General features: G+C 77.2%; 17 protein-coding genes. 3 read left to right on the top strand and 14 right to left on the bottom strand.

The features are described 5' to 3' along the window. Positions 1 to 176: 176 nt before the first annotated feature. From EKG83_RS12835 to EKG83_RS12785, 11 genes are all read right to left on the bottom strand, one after another. Positions 177 to 1268: a glycosyltransferase family 4 protein gene (locus EKG83_RS12835; protein ID WP_228122593.1), complete on the bottom strand. Its 1092-nt coding sequence runs from the start codon at positions 1266 to 1268 to the stop codon at positions 177 to 179. Positions 1269 to 1444: 176 nt separating this feature from the next. Further along, positions 1445 to 2530 (bottom strand): glycosyltransferase, encoded by a 1086-nt coding sequence (locus EKG83_RS12830; protein WP_033427295.1) that lies wholly within the window; start codon positions 2528 to 2530, stop codon positions 1445 to 1447. A 53-nt stretch (positions 2531 to 2583) separates the two neighbouring features. Continuing rightward, positions 2584 to 4005: an oligosaccharide flippase family protein gene (locus EKG83_RS47670; protein WP_033427294.1), complete on the bottom strand. Its 1422-nt coding sequence runs from the start codon at positions 4003 to 4005 to the stop codon at positions 2584 to 2586. Then, complete coding sequence (locus tag EKG83_RS12820; RefSeq protein ID WP_228122592.1) at positions 4002 to 5273, bottom strand: glycosyltransferase 87 family protein; 1272 nt, start codon at positions 5271 to 5273, stop codon at positions 4002 to 4004. Before EKG83_RS12820 ends, EKG83_RS47670 begins: the two co-directional genes overlap by 4 nt. Continuing rightward, complete coding sequence (locus EKG83_RS12815; protein WP_153278041.1) at positions 5270 to 6154, bottom strand: hypothetical protein; 885 nt, start codon at positions 6152 to 6154, stop codon at positions 5270 to 5272. Before EKG83_RS12815 ends, EKG83_RS12820 begins: the two co-directional genes overlap by 4 nt. Then, a complete protein-coding gene (locus EKG83_RS12810) occupies positions 6151 to 7209 on the bottom strand; it encodes a glycosyltransferase (protein ID WP_228122591.1) in 1059 nt (352 codons plus the stop codon). Before EKG83_RS12810 ends, EKG83_RS12815 begins: the two co-directional genes overlap by 4 nt. Further along, positions 7199 to 8626 carry an O-antigen ligase family protein gene (locus tag EKG83_RS47665; protein ID WP_033427388.1) on the bottom strand — a complete coding sequence of 476 codons (1428 nt, stop codon included), beginning with the start codon at positions 8624 to 8626 and terminating at the stop codon, positions 7199 to 7201. The genes EKG83_RS12810 and EKG83_RS47665 overlap by 11 nt, the downstream gene beginning before the upstream one ends. Continuing rightward, positions 8623 to 9570, bottom strand: a complete 948-nt coding sequence (locus EKG83_RS12800) for a polysaccharide deacetylase family protein (RefSeq protein ID WP_033427292.1) — start codon at positions 9568 to 9570, stop codon at positions 8623 to 8625. Before EKG83_RS12800 ends, EKG83_RS47665 begins: the two co-directional genes overlap by 4 nt. Then, positions 9567 to 10391, bottom strand: a complete 825-nt coding sequence (locus EKG83_RS12795) for a hypothetical protein (protein ID WP_033427291.1) — start codon at positions 10389 to 10391, stop codon at positions 9567 to 9569. Before EKG83_RS12795 ends, EKG83_RS12800 begins: the two co-directional genes overlap by 4 nt. Before the next feature lie 124 nt (positions 10392 to 10515). Next, positions 10516 to 11487: a hypothetical protein gene (locus EKG83_RS12790; RefSeq protein WP_051764245.1), complete on the bottom strand. Its 972-nt coding sequence runs from the start codon at positions 11485 to 11487 to the stop codon at positions 10516 to 10518. Further along, positions 11487 to 11984 (bottom strand): SigE family RNA polymerase sigma factor, encoded by a 498-nt coding sequence (locus EKG83_RS12785; protein ID WP_033427290.1) that lies wholly within the window; start codon positions 11982 to 11984, stop codon positions 11487 to 11489. Before EKG83_RS12785 ends, EKG83_RS12790 begins: the two co-directional genes overlap by 1 nt. 125 nt (positions 11985 to 12109) lie before the next feature. Between EKG83_RS12785 and EKG83_RS12780 the strand changes: the two genes are divergently transcribed. Beyond that, positions 12110 to 12742, top strand: a complete 633-nt coding sequence (locus tag EKG83_RS12780; protein WP_051764243.1) for a class I SAM-dependent methyltransferase — start codon at positions 12110 to 12112, stop codon at positions 12740 to 12742. A gap of 9 nt (positions 12743 to 12751) precedes the next feature. On the opposite strand, the gene EKG83_RS12775 is transcribed toward EKG83_RS12780, so the two are convergent. Further along, on the bottom strand, positions 12752 to 14122 hold the full coding sequence (locus EKG83_RS12775; RefSeq protein WP_033427289.1) for an MFS transporter: 1371 nt from the start codon (positions 14120 to 14122) through the stop codon (positions 12752 to 12754). Between the two features lie 118 nt (positions 14123 to 14240). Here EKG83_RS12775 and EKG83_RS12770 point away from each other — a divergent pair, with 118 nt between their 5' ends. After that, positions 14241 to 15155 (top strand): LysR family transcriptional regulator, encoded by a 915-nt coding sequence (locus tag EKG83_RS12770; protein WP_033427288.1) that lies wholly within the window; start codon positions 14241 to 14243, stop codon positions 15153 to 15155. A 59-nt stretch (positions 15156 to 15214) separates the two neighbouring features. Here the strand turns inward: EKG83_RS12770 and EKG83_RS12765 are convergent, their stop codons facing one another. Beyond that, a complete protein-coding gene (locus EKG83_RS12765; RefSeq protein ID WP_033427287.1) occupies positions 15215 to 16087 on the bottom strand; it encodes an NAD-dependent protein deacetylase in 873 nt (290 codons plus the stop codon). A 58-nt stretch (positions 16088 to 16145) separates the two neighbouring features. Further along, on the bottom strand, positions 16146 to 18308 hold the full coding sequence (locus EKG83_RS12760) for a M20/M25/M40 family metallo-hydrolase (RefSeq protein ID WP_084715855.1): 2163 nt from the start codon (positions 18306 to 18308) through the stop codon (positions 16146 to 16148). A gap of 165 nt (positions 18309 to 18473) precedes the next feature. Between EKG83_RS12760 and EKG83_RS12755 the strand changes: the two genes are divergently transcribed. Further along, positions 18474 to 19388, top strand: coding sequence for a hypothetical protein (locus EKG83_RS12755; RefSeq protein ID WP_033427286.1), 915 nt, complete (start codon positions 18474 to 18476; stop codon positions 19386 to 19388). Positions 19389 to 19411: the final 23 nt, after the last annotated feature.

Below are 19411 nucleotides of genomic sequence, written 5' to 3'. Positions count from 1 at the left end.
GCTGTCGGCCGGGGCCGGCGAAGAGGCCAGCGGAGGCAGAGCGCCGGCCAGGACCAGCAGGGCCGGCAAAGTGCTGGCTGGGAGTCAGCGGGACTGGCCGGGTCGGCAGGGGCCTGCGGCGGTTGGCCTGCCCTGGGCCTGGGCCCGGGGCCGGGGCCGGCGAGCAGACCCGCTCCTCAGCCCACCAGCTCCCGGTAGAGCGCGAGGTGCCGCTCGGCGCACACCCGGGGCGTGAACCGCTCACGCGCCCGCTCCGCCAGCACCAGCCCGGTCCGCCCGGGCTCCGGGTCCGCGAACAACGCGCGCAACCGCACCGCCAGCCCCTCGACGTCACCGGGCGCGGCCAGGTGGCCCGCCCCGCCCAGCATGTCGGCCACCCCACCGGTGTCCGTGGCGACCACCGGCTTGCCCGCGGCCATGGCCTCGGCGACCACCAGCGGCTGCTGCTCCATGCTCGACGGCAGCACCAGGGCGTCGTGGCGGCGCAGCAGCTCCGGCACGTCGGCCCGGAACCCCAGGAACTCCACGCGCCCGCCCAACCCCCCGGCCAGCGCCTCGGCCCGCCCGCGCTCGGGCCCGTCACCGACCACGGTCAGCGTCGCGTCCGCCGGCATCACCCCCGGCACGGCCAGCGCCTCCAGCAGCGTCGCCAACCCCTTGCGCTCCACCAGCAGCCCGGCGAACACTAGGCGCCGCACCGGGCCGGTCGGCGGCCGCGCCCGCGCGGGTTCCACGCAGTTGTCGATGTGCGCCAACCGCCCCGCAGGCACCCGCAGCCGCGACCGGAGGAACCGCCCCATCGCCGGCGCGGGCACCACCGTCCGGTGCACGGCCCGCGCCACCACCGCGTCGGCCGCCAGCACGGTCCGCGTGTACGCCGAGGGCGCGGGCGCGCGCGACACCCCCCGGAACCACGGCTCGCCCACGTCGTCGGGCACCCCGTGGTAGGTCTGCACCACCGCGGCGCACCACCGCAGCCCGGCGGCGACGAGCCCGGCCCGCCGGTCCTGCGCGTGCACCACGTCCGGCCGCCAGGCCCGCACCAGGTCCCGCGCCCGCCGGCCGGCGCGCACGTCCGACTTGGTCCCGACTTCCACTCGTTCGTGGTGTTCTCCGAGCAGTGCCGCGCCCCGCCGGGGCACCGGGCCGAACACGCGCACGTCCGCCTCGCCCGAGTCGAGCAGCGTGCGGGCCAAGCGCACGGCCACGTCCACCGGCCCGCCGCTGTCCTGGGTCAGCAGGTACGCCACCCGCAGCCGCTCACCCACGGTTCACCGACCCCTCCGCCGGGCTGCGATCGCCCCGCACCCGCCCACCCACGACCCGCCGCACCCGCGACCGCTCACCCACGCCCCCGGCCCCCACTCGCGGCCACCCACCCACGCCCCGCACCGGCCCCCGACCCGCCGCCACCCACCGACCCCAGTCCCCGACCCGCCGCCGCTCACCCACGCCCCACCACCTTCTCCACCAGCGTCGCCACCTGGTCCGCCACCTGCCTGCGGTCGAACAGCAACTCCACCCGCCGCCGCCCGCGCGCACCCTCCCGATCCGCCAGCACCGGGTCCGCGAGCCGCGCCGCGATCGCCGCGGCCAGGCCGTCGACGTCCCCCACCGGCAGCACCGCCCCCGCCGCACCCAGCCCCTGCCGCACCCCGCTCACGTCGAACGCCACCACCGACCGCCCGCACGCCATCGCCTCCAGCGGCACCAGCGCCATCCCCTCCGCCCGCGAGGGCAGCACCACCACGTCCGCCGCCGCGTAGAAGTCCCCGACCACGTCGTCGTGCCCCCACCACCGCACGGACGGGTCCGCCCCGGCCGCCCGCCACCGCTCCCCCATCGGCCCGTCGCCGACCAGCACCAGCCGCGCGCCGGGCACCCTCTCCAGCACCGCGGGCCACGCCGCCAGCAGCAGGTCCTGCCCCTTCTGGAACGCCAGCCGCCCCACGCACACCGCCGTGGGCGCGTCCGGCAGCCCCAACCGCCACCGCGCGGCCAGGCGGTCGGTGGGCCGCAACCGCCCGGTGTCGACCCCGTTGCACACCACCTCGGCGTCCCCGCGCACCCCGGCGGCCCGCCCGGCCTCCAGCTCGTCGTCGCTGACGCACACGAGCTGGTGGGTCCACCGCGCGGCGAACCGCTCCCACCGCCGCGACAGGCGCCCCACCGGGCCCGCGACCGCCTGGAACGACCACAGGTGCGGCTGGAACAGCGTCGGCCGCCGACCGCGCACCACCAGCCGACCCACCAGGCCGGCCTTGGAGCTGTGCAGGTGCACCACGTCCGGCGCCAACCCCCGCAGCACCCGCCGCAGCCGCACCGACTCCGCCACCACCGCCGGTCCGGGCCACCGACCCGCCGGCCACTCGCGGACCTCCACGCCCGCGGCCCGCGCCCGGTCGGCCAGCGGCCCGGGCGGGCACACCACGACGGCCTCCCAGCCCCGGTCCCGCTGCGCGCACGCCAGGTCCAGCACCACCGCCGCCACCCCCGCGCTCACGGGCTGGCTCACGTGCACGACCCTCACCGCCACACCTCCCGCACCGAGCCCCCGGCCACTCGCCGCCCCCGGCACGCCGCTCACCGCCGCACGCCCCGCACCAACCCCCGCACCAACCCCCGGTGCGCCCCCACCAGCACCAGCCCGCACACCACCGCCAGCACCACCCCCTGGACCACCGCCCCCGCCACCGACCCGCGCGGCCCGAACACCCCGCCGACCGACCGCACCACCACCGCGGCGCACCCCACCGCCACCACCAGCCCGACGACCCCCCGCCCCAACGACCGCAGCGGCGGGGCCAACCCGTGCCGCGCCAACGCCCGCCACGTCACCGGCACCAGCACCCAGGCCGTCACCGCGTGCACCGACGCCACCACCACGAGCCCGAACCGGGTTCCCACGAACAGGCCCAACACCAACACCACCAGGTGAGTCGTCTCCAACAGCAGGTAACGACGTGCGTGCCCGGCGGCCTTGAGCACCTGGTACCACACGTGCAGCAGGCTGATCCCCAACCCGTAAGCGCACAGCAGCACCAGCGGCACCGCCGCGCCGGCCCACCGCGCCCCGAACACCACGACCCGGTCCGCCGACAGCGCCACCACCGCGTACAGCCCGCCGGTCAGCGCCAGCACCGCCACCGTGAACCGACCGACCACATCGGACAGCCCCCGCCCCTCCCGGAGCATCCGCGCGCACAGCGGCAGCACCACGCCGCCCAGCACCACCGCCACCATGATGTAGGGCACCCAGGCGATCCGGTACGCCAGCGAGTACACCCCGACCGCCTCGGTGCCCAGCACCCGCGCCACCGCCAGGTAGTCGACGTTGACCAGCAGCACGGCCACCAGCGCGCCCGGCCCGACCACCGCGATCCACCGCAGCGCCTCACCGGCCGCCGCCGCGTCCCAGCCCGGCCGCACCCGCACCCCGACCAGCACCGCCAGCAGCGGCGCGGCCACCGCCGCGCACAACAGCCCCAGCACCAACGAGTACGGCCCCGCGCCGGCCACCGCGAGCCCGACCGTGACCGCCGCGCCGAGCACCGCGCCCCCGGCGTCGGGCAACAGCCGCCGCCGGAAGTCCAGGTCCCGGTGCACCAAGCCCATCTGCACCCCGGCGACGGCCGAGAACGGCAGGCTCAGCGCCGCCAGCCGCACCAGCGGCGCGGCGCCCGGCGCGCCCAGCGCCGCGGCCACCGGCCCCGCGGCCGCGACCAGTCCCAGCGCCGGCACCAGCCCGGCGCCCGCGCTGAGCACGAGCAGCGTGCCCGCCACCCGGCGCGGGTCGCCCGCGGTGCGGCTGACCACGTCGTACACGCCCATCGACTGCACGACCTGGCCGATGTTCACCAGCGCCACGGCCAGCGCGACCAGCCCCAGCGCCTCGGAGGTCAGCAGCGCCGCGAGCACCAGCGTGACCACCGCCTGGCTGCCCTTGCTGACCACGTTGACCAGGAACAGCCACAGCGAGCCGCGCACGGCCAGGCCGCTGGTCACGTCCGTCCACTCCGGACCGCGAAGGCGACCACCAGCAGCCACGCCAGCACGACCGCCACGCCGTCCAGCGTCACGTCGGCCCGCGCGCCCAGCGCGCCCCGCACCGCCACGCCCGCGAAGTGCAGGTGCGCGAACGGCACCGCCAGCAGCAGCACCGCCCAGCCGACCGGCCGCCAGCACCGCTCCGACCGGCGCGCCCACCACGCCGCCGCCACCGCGACCAGCGCCGGCACGGCGATCAGCACGTCACCGGGCTGGTGCACCACGGCGACCACCACGGCCAGGCACGTCAGCAGGTCCGCCACGACCGGCGCGCCCACCCGGTCGAGCCGCCGCACCAGCACCGCGCTCACCGCGAGCGCGCCCACCAGCGCCACCACCTCGGCACCGGGCGGCAGCCACCCGGTGAGCCGGAAGGACACCGCCGCCAGGTCGACGCGCTGGGCGGTCGTCGAATCCACCGCGCCGTAGGAGGTGTGGCCGGCGTGGGCGAGGTTCGCCGCGACCACGTCCAGGAACGGCCCCACCCCGCCGGTGCGCACCACCAGCGGCACCAGGACGACCAGGCTCGCCGCCGCGGCCACCGCCGTGCCGGTCAGCGCCACCCGCCGCGACCCGCGCGCGAACAGCAGCAGCGCCAGCGGCAGGCCGAACTGCGGCTTGAGCCACGCCAGCGCCAACGCCACCGCGGCCCGGCCCGGGTGCCGGTCCCGCCACCGCAGCGCGCCCGCCGCGCCCACCGCGACCAGCGGGTTGACCTGCCCGACGTACAGCTGGGCCTTGCCGACCTGGCTGAGCACCAGCAGCGTCGCGACCACCGCCGTGCCGAGCGGGAGAGGCAGGCGCAGCCGCCCGGCCGCCAGCACCGCCAGGAACACCAGCAGCACCAGCGAGGCCAGCGCGAACGCCACCGCGCCCACCCGGTACCCCGGCAGCGCGAACGGCGCGTGCAGCAGCAGGTGGTAGGGCTGGTAGAGGTTGAAGTTCTGCCGCACCGGCCAGTGCGCGAACATCACGGCCGGGGAGTAGGGGTTGCCGCCGTCGAGGAATTCGCGGATCGGGAAGTACAGCGCGTCGCGGAAGTCCTGCATCCGCTCCTCGGCGAGGTTCGCCGCCGTCGGCAGCGGCACCTGCCACGCGGGCCGCAGCGCGCGCCAGGCGCCCGCCAGGCCGATCAGGCCGATCAGGCCGCCCAGGCCGGTGGCCACCGGCGGCCGGCGGACCCAGCCCTCCAGCCGCCCGCGAACACTGCCCTCCACCGCCGTCACGCCAGCACCACCCCCACCACCGCCGTGGACGCGGGCAGCGCGCCCACCACGGCGGCCAGCTCGTCGTGCCGCCCGCGCTCCCGGGGCACGACCGCCACCAGCGCGTCGCCGTCGGCGGGCTCACCGGTCTTGTCCGGCAGCCCGGCGGCCAGCTCCTCGGCCCGGTCGGCCAGCTCCGGCACCACGGCCACCACCCGCGCCGGCCGCGCCGCCGCGCCGCACAGCACGGCCAACCGCCGCACCAGCTCCGGGTCACCGCCGTCCAGCACGGTCACCGGGTGCCCCACCCCGCCGGCGACCAGCGCCGCGCGCACCCGGTCGCCCGCGCGGGTGCGGCGCAGGTGCGCGAACGCGCCGACGAGCAGCCCCGCGACCACCGCGGCGGCCAGCGCCAGGCCCACGCCCAGCGGCCGGTCGGGCGCGACCCGCGCGGTCTCCGGCCGGTCGAGCTGGCGCAGCCGGGCGGCGGGCGCGAGCAGGTCGGCGTCGACCACGGCCCGCGCGATGCCCGACGCCGCCTCCGCCGCCTCGTCGGCGGTCGGCGCGCGCACCGACAACCGGGCCAGGCCCGAGGCGGGCACCAGCTCCACCGACACGCGCCGGGCCAGCTCGGCGGTCGGCACGCCGATCGTCTCGGCCGGTGCCCGCAGCACCGACGGGCTGCGCGCCACCTCGACCAGCGCGGGCAGGGACAGCGCGACGACCTCGCCGAACTGGGCCGGTCCCCCGGTGGCGACCGGTCCGGCGAGCAGACCGACCCGGCTCTCGTACTCCTCGCCGCGCACTTCCACCAGCAGCAGCACCACCGCGGCCACGAGCACGGCCACCGCGGCGGCGACCGGCACGGGCCGCCGGGCCACGACGTCGAGCAGGCGGGTCACCGGTCGCCCCCGACCGCGGCGCGCAGCAGCTCGTCGTAGGAGCGCATCAGCGCGTCCGGGTCGTGCGCGCGCCGCACCGACGCGCGTCCCACCTCGCCCAGCTCGGCGCGGGTGCGCGGGTCGCGCATCAGGGAGCGCAGCGCGGCCGCGGTGGCGACCGGGTCCTGGCGCGGCACCACGACGCCGCCACCGCCGGCCAGCGCCTGGCGCACGCCGTCCACGTCGGTCGCCACCACCGGCCGACCGGCGGCCAGCGACTCCAGCACGGCCACCGGCATGCCCTCCCAGTCGCTGGTGAGCACGGTGACGTCGGCGGCGGCCAGCAGGTCGGGCACGTCGCAGCGGTTGCCCAGGAAGCGGACCCGGTCGGCCACGCCCAGGTCGGCCGCCCGCTTCTCCAGCTCGTCGCGGCGGCTGCCGTCGCCGGCCAGCCACAGCACCGCGTCGACGCCGAGCAGCGCCCACGCCTCCAGCAGCACGTCGTGCCGCTTCTGGGGTTCCAGGCGGGCCGGGCACAGCGCGACCGGCGTGTCCCGGCCGACGCCGTGCACCGCGCGCACCGCGTCCCGGTCCACCCGCTCGGGCTGCGGGAACACCGCGTTCGGGATCACCACCGGGTCGGCCACGCCCGCGGCGCGCAGCCGGTCGGCGGTGGCGTCGGCGACCGCGACCACCGCGCGCGAGGTCCGCCTGAGCACCCGGGCCGCGCCCGCGTAGTCGGCGTCGGCGACCCCGTGGAAGACGGTCAGCAGCGGCACCCGGCGGGGCAGCACGGCGAGCCGGGACACCAGGCTGGCCGACACGTTGTGGGCCAGCACGACCTCGGGCCGGAAGTCGCGGACCGCGGCCCGGGTGGCGGCGGCGGCGCGCAGCACGCCGGTCGCCCGGCGGCGCGCGACCGGCACGGTGAAGGTCGGCACGCCCAGCGCGCGCAACGCCTCGGCGCGGTGCCCGCCGCCGCTGGCGACCGCCGAGTCCCAGCCGAACCGCCCGCCGGCGCGGGCCATCCCGGCGACCAGGGCTTCGGCGCCACCGGTCCCCATCTCACTGATCACGTGGAGCACACGCAACGTAGCTCGTTCTCCTCAGGCGCAGGTCGGCCGCGGCCACGACCGCGACCGCGGACCACAGGGGCAGGTAGTACTGCTGGGACAGGAAGGTCGAGGCGACCGCGACCGCGACCAGGCCCGCCTGCACGGCGACGACCGGCCGCGGGTCGGCGGTGGTGCGCAGGACGCGCTCGGCGGTCACCGCGGTGAGCACGAGCAGCGCGGCGAACAGCGCGAAGCCGGGCAGGCCCAGCTCGGCCGCGACCTCCAGGTACATGTTGTGCGCCACCGGGGACTGCTCGTCGACCTCGGCGTTGCGGGACGCGGCGGGGTAGTTCGCGCGGAAGCCGCCGGGGCCGGTGCCCAGGACCGGGTGCTCGGCGACCATGCGGGCGGCGGCCTGCCAGCGCAGTTCGCGGGTGTCCACGTTGGTGCCGGCGATGTGGGTCTTCTCCTGGAACGCGCGGTCGAGGGCGGGACCGGCGAACAGCAGGGCGCCCAGGCCGAGCACGGCCAGTGCGGCGAGGCCGACGGCCGGCACGCGCGGCGGCAGCGCCCGGCGGAGCAGCAGCCACGCGGTGGCCGCGGCGAGGGCCAGCGCGCCGCCGCGGGAGAAGGTGGCGACGGCGCCCGCGGCGATGGTGGTGGCGACGAGCGCCAGGAACGCGGTGGTCGCGCGCCGGGTGCGCAGCCGGCCGAAGCGGGTCACCGGACCGGCGACCAGACCGCCGGCCCCACCCCGGCAGGCCGCCACCGCCGCACGACCGGCCGCCACCGCCGCGCCACCACCGCCCGCCGCACGACCGGCCGCCACCGCCGCACCACCACCGCCCGCCGCACGACCGGCCGCGACCACCGCGCGGCCACCGGCTGTCCCCCCCGTCACGGCCGCGCGACCACCACCCACCGCCGCGCCACCACCCCCCTCCCCCGGCAGGAAGGCGACCAGCAGCGGCAGCGCGGCGACCAGGAAGTAGGCCAGGTCGTTGGGGTCCTCCAGCGGCCCGCTCGCCCGCGGCTCCCCCGCCACGAACAGCCCGTGCAGCCCGCCCACCGCCGCCACCGCCGCACCGGCCACCGCCGCGCCCAGCACCCACCGCACGGGCACCTCCCGGGCCACCACGTCCACCAGCACCACCGTGACCAGCAGGAACGGCAGCCAGCGGATCGCGTAAGCCGTGGTGTACACACCACCGGCGTTCACCGCCGAGGACGCGAGCAGCACCACCGCCAGCAGCGCGAGCAGCGCGTGCACGGGGTGCGGTTCCGGCAGCCGCCGCTGCCGCACCCGCGCGACGGCCCACGTCAGCACCAGCAGCGCGGGCGGCAGCTTGGCCAGCTGGCCGTGCCATTGGAGCAGGTAGCCCTCGACCGGTGCGGCGAAGACCGTCGCGCAGGCCAGGAGCCGCAGCAGCCGGGTCATCCGCACCGCGCCAGCAGCCCGGTGTCGCGGCCGGGCAGGTTCCCGGCCAGGCGGCGGACGTGCTCGCCGGTGCCCACCACGTCGAAGTGGCGGCGCAGGGTGTCGAGCACCCAGCCCAGGAACTCGACCTTGCGGGCACCCGGCACGGCCATGCCGGGGAAGAACGCCATGCCCGGCGCCTCGGCCGCGCCCAGCACGTCGGTGGGGTGCAGCAGCAGCGACGGCTGCACGCCGCGCGCCCGGCACAGCCCGACCGCGCCGGTGAAGTACGCGCGGGCCAGGCGGGGCGAGAGCTGGTGCAGTTGCAGCAGGTAGGAGCCGTGGATGGGCACGCGCAGCAGCGGCATCGTGGTCACCGGCAGCTCGACCAGGCCGGAGCCGACGCGCCAGCGGTAGGCGGCGTTGGGCGCGCGGACCCGGGCGAAGCCGCCGAACAGGTCGCGGTCGCCGCCGGTGGGCGCGGTGCGGTTGTGGTAGGCGCGGGCCAGCGGGCCGATCCAGGTGGGCAGGGTGCTGGCGTCGTAGTGGTAGCCGCGCTCGGCCAGCACCTCCAGCAGCTCTCGCGTGACGCTGTAGCCGGGGCCGCGGAAACCCGTTGGCCGGGGCGCGCCCGCCGCCGCGATGGCCTCCTCGGCGCGCATCAGCTCGACCTCCAGCGCGGCGCGGGAGTAGCGGTGCAGCCAGGGCTCGTGGCCGTAGGAGTGGTTGGCGACCTCGTGCCCGGCGGCGGTGATCGCGGCGACGGCCTCGGCGCCGTCGTCGCGCTCGACGTCCGCGCCCACCACGAACACGGTGGTGGTGAGGCTGTGCTCGCCGAAGACCTCCAGCAGCCGGGGCACCGCGGTGCGCAGGAAGCTGGGGCGGCGCTCCCACTCGGGGTCGCCGTGGGTCTTGAGGTAGGCCCAGAGGTTGTCCAGGTCCAGCGAGACGCTGGCGGTGCTCATCCCGCCACCCGCGCGGGTGCGCGCGTGAACCGGTCGGCGAAGCCGAGCAGCAGGACGCCGGACACCACGAGCGCGACGCCGAGCCCGACCCACCACTCGCGGCCGGGTGCGACGCGGTCACCGAGGGCGGCGATGCCGACGACCGAGGTGAGCACCACGGTGGTGGCGTCCATGGTGGCGACGGTCGAGGTGGCCGAGCCGCGCCCGAGGGCGAGCGCCAGGTAGGACTGGCCGACCAGGGCGGCGGCGACCATGACCCACGCCAGCGCGTTGAGCGGCAGGCCGAGCACGGGCTCGTCGGCGATGGTGCGGCTGGTGACCGCGACCACGGCGAACGCCAGGCCGGCGAGCGCGGCCAGCGGCACGGGCCGGCCGACCCGGCGCTGCGCCGCGGCCATCACGGCCAGCGGGAGTCCGAAGAGGACCACCGCGGCCATCGGCGGCAGGTCGTGCGCGGTGGACGGCGTGGCGGAGGCCACCAGCAGCACCAGGCCCAGCGCCATCACCACCAGCACCGCGACCTCGACCGGCCGCACCCGCCAGCCCAGCACCAGGGCGCCGAACAGGGTGGCCAGGCCGACCGCGCACGACGAGCCGGCCTGCACCAGGTACAGCGGCAGCCCGGCGCGGGCGAGGAAGGCCAGCGCGAAACCGCCGAGCTGGCCCGCGAACCCCAGCAGGTAGAGGCGGTCGCGGGCCAGCCGGGCGAGCAGGCCGAGGCCGCCGAGGCCCCGGTCGGCGCGCCGGGAGGCGACCGACTGGGCGACCACGCCCAGCGCGTACATCACCGCGGACGCGGCGAGTTCGAGGTAACCAGTCACGCGAACCTTCCCGGACGGGGGCGATCCCCGGATCGGAAGGGCAGCGTAGGACCACCGGCCCGCTTGCTCTTTCCAGCGATAGGCGACTACACGACCGAGTGAACCTCGTGGCTACGCAGGGAAATCAGGAACTCGCGTCAGCGACCGCCAGGCCGATCCGGGTGAGCTGCTCCTCGGTCAGCGGCAGCGTGTCGCGGCCGGCCCCGGTGCGGTTGAACGCCCGCTGGTCCTCCTGCACCTCGAAGTCCGGGCTGCCGTGGTTGACCAGCGTGAGCCGGTAGACGTCGCCGGACGGCGCGTACACGTGCAGCTCCAGCTTCAACGACTGGAAGGGTTCCAGCACCTGCAGCTCGTAGAGCTGGAGCACGGCGCCGTTGTCGCGGACCGCGCGGCGCGGCGGGGCGCAGTTGCCCACGGCGAACAGCTCGTCGTCGGCCGCGGCGAGCGGGGCGAGCGGGGTGCGCCCGACGTCCAGCCAGACGCTGCCGGTGCCGCCCGCGTCGGTGACGTCGATCCACCGCGTGTGCCCGTCGACCGAGTCGGGGTGCTTCCGCGGGTTGGCCGGGAAGGTGTGCGCGTGCGGTTCGCTCACCTGGGCGGGTGACGCGACCTCACCGACCGAGGTCACCCACGCGTTCAGCACCCGCGGGGGCGGGTGGGGCAGCAGCCACCGCGTGGAGTCCTGGCCGATGGTGCCGAGGTCGCACCGGGCTGCGGGCACGATCGAGCGCCCCGGTGGCGGTGGCGCGGTGGCGCCGGGCCGGAAGGTGCCGACCGGGGTGCGGGCGGGGACGCTCAACGTCGTCCACACCGGTGCCGCGAGCGGTTCGCGCGAGCCGGTCGGGCCCGCGGTGGGGTTCACCACCGGGCCCACGGCCGGGTCCGACGGCCCGCCCGCCAGGCCGCCCAGCGCGGCCGCGCCGAACCCGACCACGCCCACCAGCGCCAGCGTCCCGGCCACGGCACCGGTGCGCAGCACCAGCAGCCGCCGCCGGCCGCGCCGCACCACGCCGACCAGGTCGGCCCTCGCCGCGGGCGCCGGCCCGTCCACCTCGGACTTGAGCACCCGGCGCAGGTCCTCCTCGTTGCTCCACATCACGCACCCCCGGGGGTCACGGCGCCGCGATAAGCCTCGCGGAGCGTCTTCAGGCCGCGCGCGGCCTGGCTCTTGACCGTGCCGGGCGAGCAGCCCAGCACCTCGGCCACCTGCTCGACCGACAGGTCGTGGACGTACCGCAGCACGATCACGGCCCGCTGCCGCGGCGGCACCAGTTGCAGCGCGGCCAGCAGCGGCGGGCGCTCCTCCGTGGCGGAGGTGTCCGCGGGCACGGCGACGTCCGGCGGCTCGGCGACCACCTGCTCGCGCCGCCGCCACCGCCGCCTGCCGTCCAGGAACAGCCTGGTCACCACGGTGCGCAGGTACGCGTCGGCGGTCTCCCGGCGCACGCGCGACCAGCGCGCGTACACGCGCACGAACGCGTTCTGCGCAATCTCCTCCGCCTCACCCCAATTCCCGCACAGCGCGTGCGCCGTGCGGCGAGCCTGGTCGAACCGGCTCGTGAAGAACTCGGCGAACTCGTCGTCGCGTCGCACCCTCTGGCCCTCCCGTCGGTCACCCTTCCTACGCCGTCGCGGTGGGCGTGGTTGCACCGGTCGCCGAGTTGCCGAACCGGCAACTTTCGTTGTCGATCCCGGGGACCTTCCGGAGGATCGGGGGCATGACGACCACAGAGGAGTTCTGGGAGGCGTTCTACTCGGAACGCGACCAGGTCTGGACCGGCAACCCCAACGAGCTGCTGGTCGAGCAGGTGGCGGACCTCACCCCGGGCAGCGCGCTGGACCTGGGGTGCGGGGAGGGCGGCGACGCGCTGTGGCTGGCCGGGCAGGGGTGGCAGGTCACCGCGGTGGACGTGTCCGCCACCGCCCTGGCCCGGGGTGCCGCGCGGGCCGCCGAGGCCGGGCTGGCCGACCGCGTGGACTGGCAGCGGCACGACCTGTCGCGGTCCTTCCCGACCGGGTCGTTCGACCTGGTGTCGGCGCAGTTCCTGCACTCGTCCACCGAGGCGGAGGGCGAACGGGGGCGCGTCCTGGCGCGGGCGGCCGAGGCGGTGGCGCCCGGTGGCGTGCTGCTGGTCGTGGGGCACGCCGAGTGGCCCACGTTCGTGCGCGACAACCCGCCGGTGGACTACCGCTTCCCCACCAACGCCGACGTGCTGGCCGCCGTCGACCCGTCCCGGCGGTGGCTGGTCGAGGTGGACGAGTCGGTGGTGCGCGAGCTGACCGGCCCCAACGGCGAGCGCGGCACGCGCACCGACGTCGTGCTGCGCCTGCGGCGGCCCGAGCGGTCCTAGGAGCGGGTGTCAACGAGCGTGTTCCCGCTCGCGGCGCGGCAGCAGGAGCGGGGTGGCGAGGAGGAGGACGCCCGCGACCGCGATGGCGGCGCGGGCACTCGTCAACGCCGCCAGCAGGCCCCACAGCGCGGTCACCGCCGCGGTGACGAGCTTGCCGCTGACCGACCACGCGGCCAGCACGCGGGCGACCCGGTCCCGGGGCAGCCGGTCCAGGCGGTGGGCGGCGAACACCGGGGTGAACACGCCCATGCAGGTGATCAGGCCGAGTTCGACGACGATGACCAGTACGAGCCCGGCGGTGCCGGGGCCGACGAAGGCCAGCCCGAGCGACCAGCACGCGCGCAGCGCCCCGGCGGTGCGCAGGACCGCGTGCCCGCCGAACCTGGCGGTGAGGGGGCGGGCCAGGCGGGAGCCGATCAGGCCGCCCACGCAGGGTGCGGCGAACGCCAGGCCGTACTGCCAGGGGGTGAAGCCGAGGTCGCCCAGCAGGAGGACGGCCAGGAGCGGTGCGGGGGCCATGATCAGGCTGTTGACCAGGAGGGTGTTGAGGAACAGCGGGCGCAGGTCCGGGTGGGTCAGCACGTAGCGCCAGCCCTCGGACAGGGCGGCGGTGCGGGAGGCGGTGCGGGAGGCGGTGGGCTGCGGGGCGGCGGCTCGCGCGACGCCGGGCTGCGGTGCGCCGGGCTGCGGGGCGCCGGGCTGCGGGGCGGCGGCTCGCGCGGCGGCGCCCTCGGGCGCGGCGCTTCGGGGCGCGGCGTGCGGTGCGGCGGGCTGTGGCGCATCGCTCCCGGACTCGCCACCTCGTGCCGGGCGCGGCTCCGGCCCGCCGATCGCGCGGACCGCCAACGCCGAGCACAGGTAGCTGACCGCATCGGCCAACACGGTCACCACCGGCCCGAACAGCCCGACCGCCGCCCCGCCCAGCGGCGGTCCGAGCGCGGTGGCGGTCCAGGTGGTGGCCTCGAACCGGCCGGTGGCCACCAGCAGGTCCCGGGGTGCCACGATCGCCTTCACCAGCGCACCGCACGCCGCCGTGAACGCGACGTCCGCCGCCGCCACGACGACCGACACCACCAGGAGCTGGGCGAAGCCGAGCAAGTCGAGCGCGAACGCGACGGGCACGCTCAGCAGCGCCGCGCACCGCACCAGGTCCGTCGCGATCATCACCGGCCGCTTGCGGTGGAACTCCACCCACGGCCCCAGCGGCACCGCCACCACCGCGCCCACCGCGAGCCCCGCCGCGGCCAGCGCCGACACCCCGGTCGGCCCGGCGTGCAGCACGAGGACCGCGATCATGGGGAACGCGTCGAACGCGAGCCGCGTGCCGAAGGTGCTGACCCCGTACGCCGTCCACAACCACGCGAAGCGCCGCCCCAGCACCCGTTCCCCCCAACCGTCGGTTGACCGGGCACAGCAAACCGGGGACCGGACCGCCTGATCAAACAACCGCCGGCCGCACGTGCCACAACCGCGGGTTGTGCGGCTAGGGTCGGGCGTCGTGGACCTGGACGCCGTGCGCACGTTCGTCGCCGTCGTGGACGCGGGCCGCTTCCAGCAGGCCGCCGACGAGCTGTCGATCAGCCAGCAGGCGGTCTCCAAGCGCGTGGCGGCCCTGGAGCGGGACCTCGGCGTGCGGCTGTTCGCCCGCACCCCGCGCGGTGCCCGGCTCACCGTCGACGGCCAGGCGTTCCTCCCCCACGCCCGCGACCTGCTCCGGGCCGAGGAGCGGGCCGTCGCCTCGGTGCGGCCCGGCAGCCGGGCCCTGCGCGTCGACGTGGTCGGCCGCCGCCTCGCCCCGGCCGACCTGCTGCGCGACTTCCACCGCGCGCACCCCGGCGTCGAGCTGGACGTGGTGAAGCTGCCCGAGGCCGACGCGGCGGTCACCGCCGTCCGCTCCGGCGCGGTCGACGCGTCGTTCCGCTTCCTCGCCCCGGCCACGCGGCTCCCCGACGGCGTCGAGGCCACCCCGGTCCTCTACGAGCCGGTCCAGCTCCTCACCGGCCCGGCGCACCGGCTCGCCGCCGCCCGCGCGGTCGCGCCCGAGCACCTGGCCGGGCACCGGATCTGGGTGCCCGGCCTCGTCGCCGGCGCCGAGTGGACCGCCTACTACGCCGAGCTGGCCGCCGCGTTCGGGCTCGCCATCGACGTGGTCGGCCCGCACTCCGGCACCGAGCCGCTGCTGGACGTGATCGCCGACGACCCGGGGCTGGCCACCTTCGTGGGCGAGCGGACCCGGCTCGTCTGGCCCGCCGACCAGGACCTGCGGCGCGTCGACCTGCGCGCCCCGACGCCGGTCTACCCGCACTGGCTGCTTTGGCGCGCCGACAACCCGCACCCGGCGCTCGCCGCGCTGCGCGACCACCTCGGCAGCGCGCGGCCCGGGGACGGGACGTGGGTGCCGGGGCGCGGCTGAACCGCCCGTCGGGCCACCGTGGCACTCGCGGTCCCGCACCGACGCGTCCGGTGGACCACCTAGGCCAGGCGGTCGGCCAGGGTGGTCAGGGCCTCGCCGAGCGGCAGGTCGACGCGGGTGGTCGCGTGCGCGTCGCCCCTGGTCTCGCCCCGGTTGACGATCAGCACCGGCTTGCCCGCCCCGGCCGCGCGCCGGACGAACCGCAGCCCGGACATCACCGTCAGCGACGAGCCCAGCACCAGCAGCGCGTCGGCCGCGTCGACCAGCGCCCGGCAGTGGTCGACGCGCGGCCGGGGCACGTTCTCGCCGAAGAACACGACGTCCGGTTTGAGCACCCCGCCGCAGTCCGCGCAGTCGACCAGGGCGAACGACCGCACCTGCTCGTCGGGCAGGTCCGCGTCGCCGTCGGGGTTGACCCGGGAGGCGCGCGCCGCGAACCCGGGGTTGGCCGCGCGCAGCCTGCGGTCCAGCTCCTCGCGCGGGCTGAGCCGGCGGCAGGCCAGGCACACCACCCGGTCGAGGCCGCCGTGCAGCTCGACCACGTCGGGGGTGCCCGCGGCCTGGTGCAGGCCGTCGACGTTCTGCGTGATCACCCCGCTGACCAGCCCGGCCGCGTGCAGGCGGGTCACCGCGCGGTGGCCCGCGTTGGGCCGGGCGCGGGCGATGGCGCGCCAGCCGAGGTGGCTGCGCGCCCAGTACCGCCGCCTGCCCGCCTCGCCGCCGACGAACTCGTCGTAGGTCATCGGGGTGTGCTTGCGCAGGCTGCCCGCGGCACCCCGGTAGTCGGGGATGCCGGACTCGGTGGACAGCCCCGCGCCGCTGAGCACCAGGACCCGGCCCGCCGCGAGCGCCCGCTCCACCTCGGTGAGGTCTTCGGTGCGCGGCAGCGGCGCGCCGGTGGCCGTCCAGCTCAGCGTCGGCCGTGTGCGCATGGCACCCAGGTTACGTGCCCGGCACGGCCCGCACGGGGGAGCCGCCCGGCCCGGGTGCTCAGAACCGGAACACCGCCCGGACCAGCGCGGCGTCGTGGGCGCGGCTCCCGGACTGCACCGGCATCGCGTCCGGCGGGCGCGGGCCGACCAGGGCGGCGGCCTCCTCGGGCAGGCCGGGCCACTGGTCGGTCACCTCGACCACGACGGGCACGCCGGGCTCACGGGTGCAGTCGACCTCGCGCGGCGCGGTGCCGTACAGCTCCAGCAGCCGGTCGTCGAGCGGGTGGCCGGCGAAGCGGCAGTCGCGCAGGCCGGTCAGGGCGACGTGGGTGCGCCAGGCCCGCGCGCCGGGGGTGACGCGCACGACCCCGCCGGACAGCCCGGCGGTGGGCGCGGGCAGGTCCAGCACCGGGGCGTCGGCGCGCATCAGCGGCTTGTCCAGCACCGGGTGCTCGTCGCTGAGCGTCACCCGTTCCGGTCGATCGCCCAGCACCCGGGCGGTCCACGCGTCCGTGCCGGGGTCGCCGGACAGCCAGTCGGCCCGGCCGCCCTCGGTGTCGAGCCGGTACACCAGCGCGTCCGGGCGCGGCTCGTCCGGCCCGGCGCCGGACCGCACCGCGCCCGTCGCGACCAGGGCCAGCGCCACCACCGCGGCCACGGCCGCGCAGTAGCGCGGGAGGCCCCGGAACAGCGGCAGCAGCAGCACCCCCACCAGCAGCGCGAACGCCACCCCCACCGCGACCAGCGGCATGCCCAGCGCCACCAGCAGGGTGCCCACCAGCGGCGGGTGGATCGCGGCGGCCACCAGCGGCGGCAGGAACGCCAGGCCCGGCCGCCGCACCGCCACCAGGCCCGCCGCCAGCGGCCACTGGAACAGGAAGCTCGCACCCGGCAGGGCGACCGCGGTGACCGCCAGCAGCACCGCGGGCACCACCAGCGCGCCCGCGACGACCTCCGCCGGTTCGCACCGCCGCACCACCACCGCCGCCGCGAGCAGGACCGCCAACCCCAGCACGGCGAACCCGGCGACGAACCAGCCCCGCTCGTACGGCTCGGACAGCGCCAGGAACGCCAACCCCGGCCGCAGCACCGCCACCAGCCGCCACACCCCGAACGCCAGCCCGGCCGCCACCACCACCGCGCCCGCGGCCACGCCGGCGACCCGCAGCACGCGCCGCACCCGCAACCGTCCAACCCGGATCAGCAGCGCCAATCCCAGGACCGTCACCGCCGCCAGGACGACGGCGAGCCACATCGGGTAGTGCACCAGCACCCGGGAGAACAGGTCGAAGTACACCGCCCGCCCGCCGTCCACCGCGCGCAGGTCCGCGTTCCCCAGCCCGCGCACCAGGCCGACCATCGTCTCGCCGTGGTGCTGGAGGCTGCCGCGGTCCAGCCGGGCCAGGTCGTCGTAGGGCGAGTGGTAGTCGTGGACGCCCTCGATGAACGCGCTGTTGAGCCCGCGCGCCCCCGCGGCGAGGAACACGGTGAAGTCGCTGTAGTTCGGCATCAGCCGGTAGACCTCGGCGGCCAGCGAGTTCGCGATGGGCCTGCCGGAGGCCGCCGCGAACGCCGACACCAGCGGCCCGTCGCCGGGCCCGGTCTCGAACATCCACACCGGTCCGCCGCTGCCGCGGGCCTCCCAGTTCAGCACCGCGCCGTAGTCGCCGACGCCGTGGCGCCGCACGAAAGCCTCCGCGCCGAGCCGGCCCGCCTCCTCGCCGTCGGTGAACAGGAACACCACGTCGTTGCGCACGGGGCGTTCCCCGAGGGCCCGCAAGGTCTCCAGCATCGCGGCGACCGCCGCGCCGTCGTCCGCAGCACCGGGCCCCGTCGGCACCGAGTCGTAGTGCGCGACCAGCAGCAACGCCCTGCCCGTCGGGTCCGCGCCGGGCACGCGGGCGACGACGTTGTGCGTGGTGGCGATCCGCTGCACGCCGCGCCACGGGACGACCACGTCGTCGGTCTCGACCGACACGTCGGCGCCGAAACCCCCGGCGGTGTCGACCAGGTACCGGCGCACGCGCTCGTTGTCGGGCGACCCGACGGGGTGCGGCCACCGCGCCACGGCCCGCAGGTGCTCCTCCGCGCGCCCGGCCGCGAACTCGGCGGGCGGGGCGTCGGCGAGCGGCGCGGGCGGCCGGAACGCGAGCACGGCGAGCGCGCCCACCGCGGCGATCACTAGGAGCCACGCCACCGCCGACCACGTTCGCTGGGGCATCGGGCGACCTTAGACGGCTTGGTGTGGAAACGGAATCGCCGCTGTCCACAACCGTGAACCGGCGGGCGGCCGTCCACTGTGCACGGGGGTGCGTGGACCCGCAGCGGGTTCTACCGCGCGCCGGGTGGGTACGCGTAACGTCAGCCGACGCGAACAGGAGGCCCGATGGACGCCCGCGACCGCGTCTCCCCCGCGGATCCCTTCGCCGGGGCGCTGCGCGCCGCGATCGCCGCGCGGGGCCTGGGCCTGGAGCGCATCCGCGAGCGGCTGCGGGCGCGCGGCACGGAGATCAGCGTGGCCGCGCTGAGCTACTGGCAGTCCGGGCGCAGCAGGCCCGAGCGGCGCGGGTCGCTGCGGGCCGTGCGGCACCTGGAGGAGGTGCTGGAGCTGGCGCCCGGCGCGCTGACCGGCCTGCTCGGCGAGCCCCGGTCGCGCGGGCGGACCCGGCGGACGGCCGACGCGCCGCCGCTGGAGGAGCTGTGGCCCGACCGCGGCCGGGTGGAACCGGTGCTGTCGCTGGTCGACCGGGACGAGGCGCTGAGCAGGATGACCCTGCACATCGCGGTGGAGGTGGCGGCGGACCGGGGCGTGCGGACCGTGCGGACCCGGCAGGTGCTGCGGGCCGAGCGCGACGGCGCCGACCGGTGGGTGACCGTGCACGACCTCACCCAGCCGGGGCCGGCGCCGCGGATCGTGCCGATCCGGTCGTGCGCGCTGGGCCGGGTGGTCCGGCGGGAGCGGGACGGGGTGGTCGCGGCGGAGCTGCTGTTCGACCGGGTGCTGGCGCGCGGCGAGACGATCGTGGTCGAGTACGCGTCCGTGGTCGACGGGCCGCCCTACCCGCGCGGTGACGACACCTACTGCAGCCAGTTCCGCACGCCGGTGCGCGACTACGCGGTGGAGGTGCAGTTCGACCCGGCGGCGCTGCCCGCGTCGGTCCGCCGGTACGCGGTCAAGCCGGACGCGCCGCACCCGGTGGAGCACCGGCGGATGTCGGTGACGCCCGACGGGTACACCCACGCGGTGGCGCTGAACTTCGGGCCCGGGATGTTCTGCGTGGCCTGGGAGTGGCCCGACTAGCCCGGACGGGGCAGGCGACCGCG

Origin of the sequence: Saccharothrix syringae, from assembly GCF_009498035.1 — a bacterium.
In the GTDB taxonomy this organism is placed as follows: Bacteria; Actinomycetota; Actinomycetes; order Mycobacteriales; family Pseudonocardiaceae; genus Actinosynnema; species Actinosynnema syringae.
Note: the sequence above shows the minus strand (reverse complement) of the source record. Positions and strands in the feature narration are given on the sequence as shown.

Bases quoted from the DNA above. Each gene is read 5' to 3' on its own strand.
- EKG83_RS47665 (WP_033427388.1), bottom strand. From the start codon at position 8,626: ATGACCCGGCTGCTGCGGCTCCTGGCCTGCGCGACGGTCTTCGCCGCA.
- EKG83_RS12800 (WP_033427292.1), bottom strand. From the start codon at position 9,570: ATGAGCACCGCCAGCGTCTCGCTGGACCTGGACAACCTCTGGGCCTAC.
- EKG83_RS12790 (WP_051764245.1), bottom strand. From the start codon at position 11,487: ATGTGGAGCAACGAGGAGGACCTGCGCCGGGTGCTCAAGTCCGAGGTG.
- EKG83_RS12780 (WP_051764243.1), top strand. From the start codon at position 12,110: ATGACGACCACAGAGGAGTTCTGGGAGGCGTTCTACTCGGAACGCGAC.
- EKG83_RS12765 (WP_033427287.1), bottom strand. From the start codon at position 16,087: ATGCGCACACGGCCGACGCTGAGCTGGACGGCCACCGGCGCGCCGCTG.
- EKG83_RS12760 (WP_084715855.1), bottom strand. From the start codon at position 18,308: ATGCCCCAGCGAACGTGGTCGGCGGTGGCGTGGCTCCTAGTGATCGCC.
- EKG83_RS12755 (WP_033427286.1), top strand. From the start codon at position 18,474: ATGGACGCCCGCGACCGCGTCTCCCCCGCGGATCCCTTCGCCGGGGCG.